5 protein-coding genes are annotated in these 4,390 nt (G+C 41.2%); all 5 read left to right on the top strand.

All coding sequences use genetic code 11. From position 1 onward, the window contains the following. Nucleotides 1-121: 121 nt before the first annotated feature. The 5 genes from BGL89_RS14720 to BGL89_RS14700 all read left to right on the top strand — a co-directional run bounded on the left by BGL89_RS14720 (nucleotide 122) and on the right by BGL89_RS14700 (nucleotide 4,293). Complete coding sequence (locus BGL89_RS14720; protein WP_199273232.1) at nucleotides 122-259, top strand: hypothetical protein; 138 nt, start codon at nucleotides 122-124, stop codon at nucleotides 257-259. A gap of 75 nt (nucleotides 260-334) precedes the next feature. Next, nucleotides 335-1,210 (top strand): ABC transporter ATP-binding protein, encoded by an 876-nt coding sequence (locus tag BGL89_RS14715; RefSeq protein WP_286826334.1) that lies wholly within the window; start codon nucleotides 335-337, stop codon nucleotides 1,208-1,210. Between the two features lie 370 nt (nucleotides 1,211-1,580). Beyond that, nucleotides 1,581-2,384, top strand: coding sequence for an ABC transporter permease (locus BGL89_RS14710; RefSeq protein ID WP_286826335.1), 804 nt, complete (start codon nucleotides 1,581-1,583; stop codon nucleotides 2,382-2,384). After that, nucleotides 2,385-3,140, top strand: a complete 756-nt coding sequence (locus tag BGL89_RS14705; RefSeq protein WP_286826333.1) for an ABC transporter ATP-binding protein — start codon at nucleotides 2,385-2,387, stop codon at nucleotides 3,138-3,140. It begins immediately after the preceding gene. A gap of 721 nt (nucleotides 3,141-3,861) precedes the next feature. Then, nucleotides 3,862-4,293 carry a DUF4278 domain-containing protein gene (locus BGL89_RS14700; protein WP_286826332.1) on the top strand — a complete coding sequence of 144 codons (432 nt, stop codon included), beginning with the start codon at nucleotides 3,862-3,864 and terminating at the stop codon, nucleotides 4,291-4,293. The last annotated feature ends 97 nt before the right edge of the window (nucleotides 4,294-4,390 follow it).

Here is a 4,390-nt window from a genome sequence, read left to right as displayed (position 1 = left end):
GGCTTTAGAAACTTTCGGAATTTTTGGGTTAGAAGTATGTTGTCTTGGCATCTTGTCTGTTGATTTAGCATAAAGGGTAACGAAGAGCCAATTTTGGCAGGATCAAACAGAGGTAACTTAAATGTCAGAAAAACAAGAACGACGGGTTGAGCAAAACGAACGTGGCTATCAAGCTAAAATTGATAGACCCCCTGGTAAACCTCCCACGGGTGGTTCCAATGTGAAACCACCACCAAATCAGGAGAAGGGGAAAAAATAAAAGATCGTGGGTGGAAAATATTCGAGTTTATCTGGGCTACACTAATCCATAGCTGGAATATTAACTTTTGTAACTATGACCGCCGCTATTGCTCTCGATCGCGTTTCTAAAATCTATAACAATCTCCCAGTAGTTAACGAGCTTTCCTTTACCATCGAAAAAGGGGAAATCTTTGGTTTACTCGGTCCCAATGGTGCGGGAAAATCGACGACAATCCGCATGATTATCACCCTCACCGAAGCAAGTCAAGGAGAAATCGCAGTGGCGGGGTATGATGTGAAAAAATACCGCGATCAGGTGAAAAGAAATATCGGGGTAGTCTTGCAACAGATTAGCGTTGATGGGGAATTAACCGTCTGGGAAAATCTGGAATTTCACGGCCGGATGCACCATATCCCCAATCCCCAGAGACAGGAATTAATCGATCGCTATTTAGATTATGTCAGTTTAAGCGATCGAAAATCTGCCCTTGCCAAAACTCTTTCCGGAGGGATGAAACGACGTTTACAGATTGCTCGCGCTCTTCTTCACGAACCAAAAATCCTCTTTCTCGATGAACCGACTGTCGGTTTAGACCCCCAAAATCGTCGTCGTTTGTGGGAAGTAATTCGCGATTTAAACCAGCAAGGAATGACAATTTTATTAACCACTCACTACATGGAAGAAGTGGAATTTCTCTGTCAGGATAACGCCACGGGAAAACCGGGCAGAATTGGTATTATGGATGCGGGCAAATTAATCGAATTAGGAACTCTAACGGATTTTCGCACTAAGTATGGCGAGGGTTTAGTTATCAAACAAGTTGGCGATAAAATCGATTATAAATTCTTCCCCACCGTGGCTGATGCCAATGCCTATCTTGACAGTTTGAGCGATAAAACTGGCGTAATGTGTCGCCCTTCCAACCTCGAAGATATCTTTGTGGAACTGACGGGACATAAATTAGATTAAATTCTTGGTTTGGCTGTTAGGAAGTTGTTCAGTTATCGGTTTTTGACTCCGGTTTTTCTGAGATTAGCTGTGTTTAAATCGGCATTTCTTGGCTTTTATCTGATGTCTATTTTATTGTCAAACCTGCTAGAGTCTAGGTCAATTAGCTAAGGCTGTCCCTAAAAACCGAGTTTAACCCTAAAAAAAGAGGCTTTTAGCGGGTTTTAAGCTTTTTGAGCCAGATAAATGGCCTAGGAAGGGAACTTTTTCCCGAGAGGGAGAGTCGTCGGGAACTGGATAAAAACTAGAGTCCCCTCTCGATCGATAGACAAAATTGACGGTAATCGTTTAGAATAAAGCACTGAATACTGACGAGATGACAATTATCCCTATGACCGATCTCCAGACAAAAACTAGATGGTCAACAGCGCGGCGATATTACGAGTTGCTTAGTGTTTTAGTGGAACGTAATCTCAAGGGACGCTATCGGGGTTCTTTTCTGGGGGTTTACTGGTCCTTGTTAAATCCCCTGATTATGACTGCACTATACACGGCAATTTTCGGCACGGTTTTCGCCTCTTATTTTGATAATTCTATAGTTAACTATGTCCTAGCGGCTTTCACCGGTTTAGTAGTAATAAATTTCTTTAATGCTTCCACTAACCAAGCTTTACCTAGTATCGTTGGTAATGGCAGTATTCTAAATAAAATTCGTCTGCCGGTTAGCATCTTTCCCGTTTCGATGGTAGTGGCAAATATTTTTCAATTTGCTATTAGTATCTTTCCCCTTTTGGCTATAGTAACTCTTTGGAAATCTCAAAGTTTAATTAATGTAATTGCTCTGATTTTTCCCGTGATCGGTCTTTCTATGGTTTGCACGGGAGTGGGTTTTTTGGTCAGTACCCTCTACGTTTTCTTCAGAGACTTACCCTATTTTTACGAAATTGTTTGTTTTGTCGCTTGGATTAGCAGCCCGATTTTCTATCCCCCGGAAATTATTCCTCCCTCCGTAAAACCATTCCTCCTATTAAACCCATTATTGCCGGTAATCGAAAGTATTCGCCAATTGTCCCTTTCCCCCGGATTACCGGATTTTGGTTTGATTTTTCAATCTCTATTCGGTGGGATCATCATCTTAGGAATTGGTTGGACTTGCTTCCGACTCTGGCGACATTTATTTATGGATTTATTATAAATGACAGAAGTAATTCGACTCGATCAAGTGTCTCTCGAAAGACGTACTCAAGAAGAATTCTCCTACGATCTAAAAAGGACAATCTTCTCTATTCTTGAAGGTAAATATCGTCAACCTGCCAAAAAATTAGTTCTAGATGATATAGATTTAGTCATTAATTCCGGAGCGAAATTAGGTATCATTGGAGCTAATGGCGCAGGAAAATCTACTCTCTTAAAAGTCATTTGTGGTATTCTGGAACCAACAAAGGGACAGGTAAGAGTCAGGGGACAAATTGCCTCTCTAATTGAATTAGGAGCGGGTTTTGATCCAGATTTACCGGTAAAAGATAATATTATTCTCTATGGGGTAATGCTGGGATTTTCTCGTCAGGAAATGAAGGAAAAAACCAAAGATATCCTTGACTTTGCTGAGTTAGAAGAATATATGGGAGCGCCGGTGAAATCTCTTTCTTCCGGGATGGTGGCTCGTTTAGGATTTGCGATCGCTACGGAGGTTCACCCCGATATTCTTATTCTTGATGAAGTCCTTTCCGTCGGGGATGAAAGTTTTAAAAATAAGTGTAAACGACGGTTAAAAAAATTCTGGAATTCTAACGCCACTATTTTAGTAGTTTCCCACGATTTGACTTTAATTCAAGAGTCCTGTAACCAAGCAATTTGGCTAAATAAAGGCCAGTTGCAATGTCAGGGTACACCAGAAGATGTAATCAAGTTTTATTTGGATTCTGTACATCAAAATGAAGTTAATTTTTAATTAAGTAGGTAATCTCAATTAATTGTTAGATAGTAATAATGTATCTACGTTTCATACCAAATCCGTTTTTAATAGTGTGATTAACCCTCAAGTTATCAATTGTTTCTCCCTGCTCCCCACTCCCTGCTCCCCACACCCCACTCTCCTATACCTTTTAAACAGGATTTAGTATTACTTAGGGCTTGCTGAATAATGGTAAAACCCTTTTAAAATAAAGCTTTTGACCTGTTAAAAGGGCAACAAAGCCTGAAACTCCTGACTCCTGACTCCTGACTCCTGACTCCTACCACCACCGAAAAACTTTTTCAGCAGACCCTACTTAGTCGAAAACGCTGTAACCAAATAAAAAACCTCGGTGTCCAGCCGAGGTAGCGCTAAGTTATGTAGGAGAACTCAAGCAAATCTGTCAATGGGGCAAACCCAAACCCCGAAAACTTTTTTAAGCTAGTCAGCCCAGTTTTTCACCGTTGTCTCAGACTAAAGGAATCATCAGCTGTCCGATACTCTCCGAGACAATCTGAACCGGCTTGGTGTCTTGGCTGTTTTGCTTTAACTTTTAGCTCATGTAAATAAATGTAACAGCATTTTTACGAATTGTAAAGAAGAATTGACAAGATAAAACTTATATGTAACATAAGCTAAGTTAATATTTTTCGCCGATCAAAGCTAGGGAGGTAATAATAGAGAGATTGGTTCACTAGCGTGACAAGGTGTACCCAGAATGTCCTATTCGTTTTTATTACCACTATTCACCGCTGCCTTGGCTGCCTATTTCTGGCAGAAGTCCAGCGATGAGATCGCTTATCTCGCCAGTGCCGCCACGGTAATTAGTTTAGTGTTGAGTCTGGTTTTAGCTCCTTGGCAGATTCAGCTATTAATTCTCTTGACAGTTGTGATTGTCGTCACCTTTTTATGGCAAGGACGAGAAGAGCAGAAGAATCTCCCCGTCCCCACTCCAGAAACCGCCGGCGAGAAAAAGTATCGTGGCGCCACCTATATCGAGCCAACAGTCACCGAGGCTCCTGTCAAGGAGCGAGGGGGTAAATATCGCGGTGCGGAGGTTAAAATCACCAATAATCCCACGGTGGCTAACCCAATTCGCTCCTCATCTCTCAAATACCGCGGCGCCGGTTCGACAAACAAGGAACAGTAATCAGTAATCAGTTATCAGTTATCAGTTATCAGTTATCAGTTATCAGTTATCAGTTATCAGTTATCAGTTATCAGTTATCAGTTATCAGTTATCAGAT

Source organism: Microcystis sp. LSC13-02, assembly GCA_002282935.1.
Taxonomy (GTDB): Bacteria; Cyanobacteriota; Cyanobacteriia; order Cyanobacteriales; family Microcystaceae; genus Microcystis.
The sequence above is the reverse complement of the archived record's forward strand: the minus strand, read 5'-3'. Positions and strand labels throughout refer to the sequence as shown.

Excerpts from the sequence above, each read along its gene's own strand:
- BGL89_RS14720 (WP_199273232.1), top strand. The coding sequence starts at position 122 with ATGTCAGAAAAACAAGAACGACGGGTTGAGCAAAACGAACGTGGCTAT.
- BGL89_RS14705 (WP_286826333.1), top strand. The coding sequence starts at position 2,385 with ATGACAGAAGTAATTCGACTCGATCAAGTGTCTCTCGAAAGACGTACT.
- BGL89_RS14715 (WP_286826334.1), top strand. The coding sequence starts at position 335 with ATGACCGCCGCTATTGCTCTCGATCGCGTTTCTAAAATCTATAACAAT.
- BGL89_RS14710 (WP_286826335.1), top strand. The coding sequence starts at position 1,581 with ATGACCGATCTCCAGACAAAAACTAGATGGTCAACAGCGCGGCGATAT.
- BGL89_RS14700 (WP_286826332.1), top strand. The coding sequence starts at position 3,862 with ATGTCCTATTCGTTTTTATTACCACTATTCACCGCTGCCTTGGCTGCC.